Consider the following 913-nt stretch of genomic DNA (forward strand, 5'->3'; position numbering starts at 1 on the left):
CCGTTGGCGCTGCCGGCTATTGTCGCAGCGCTCGGCATTCTGGCGCTTTATGGCCGTGCCGGCTATTTCGCCGGCGTGCTTGCCCTGATCGGCGGCGGAAGCTGGCCGGGTATCTATGGCCTGTCCGGCATCCTCGTCGCCCATGTCTTCTTCAACCTGCCGCTGGCGACGCGGCTGTTCCTCGAGGCGCTGCAGACCATACCGGCCGACCAATGGCGGTTGGCGAGCCAACTCGGCATGGCGGCGCGGCCGGCGTTCCGGCTGATCGAATGGCCAACGCTGCGCGCCGCATTGCCCGGCGTCGCCGGGCTTGTGTTCATGCTCTGCATCACATCCTTCACGATCGTGCTGACGCTCGGCGGCGGGCCGGCCGCGACGACGCTGGAGGTCGGCATCTACCAGGCGCTGCGCTTTGATTTCGATCCCGCGCGGGCCGTTACACTGACGCTGTTGCAGATTGCCCTGACCTTTATCGTTGTGCTGGCCCTGACGCGCCTGGGCGCCAATGTGGTCGGCGACACCAATTTGCCGGTCGCGCAACGTCGGTATCTCTCAGTCCATCGGAGCGAGACCTGGTTGAACGCGCTACTCATCATCCTGGCGCTGCTGTTCGTCGTTGGGCCGATGGCGGCAACCGTGATGGCCGGGTTGGGTGCGGATCTCGGCCGGTTGGCCGGTGAGGCCACTGTCCGGCAGGCAACGCTGACCAGCGTGGTGCTGGCCTTCCTGTCGGCACTGCTCTCGGTGATGCTGTCGCTGGCGCTGACCATGGCGCGGCGGGCACTGGCGCTGAACCGCCGTGCCGGCGCAAAGACACTGCTCGAACACGCTGCCGATACAGGCGCCGGCTTTGTCCTTGTCGTGCCGCCGATCGTCGTCGGCGCCTGTATCGGCAGCGTGTTCGAGCAGTGTC

The 913-nt window shown here is 66.5% G+C and carries 1 protein-coding gene; it reads left to right on the forward strand.

Annotated elements, in window-relative coordinates; translation table 11 throughout:
- Positions 1 to 913, forward strand: a 913-nt coding sequence (locus EN939_RS35980; RefSeq protein WP_127272034.1) for an ABC transporter permease subunit, incomplete at both ends; no start/stop codon positions are given.

The sequence above is a fragment of the Mesorhizobium sp. M7A.F.Ca.CA.002.05.1.1 genome (genome assembly GCF_003998335.1).
GTDB lineage: Bacteria > Pseudomonadota > Alphaproteobacteria > Rhizobiales > Rhizobiaceae > Mesorhizobium.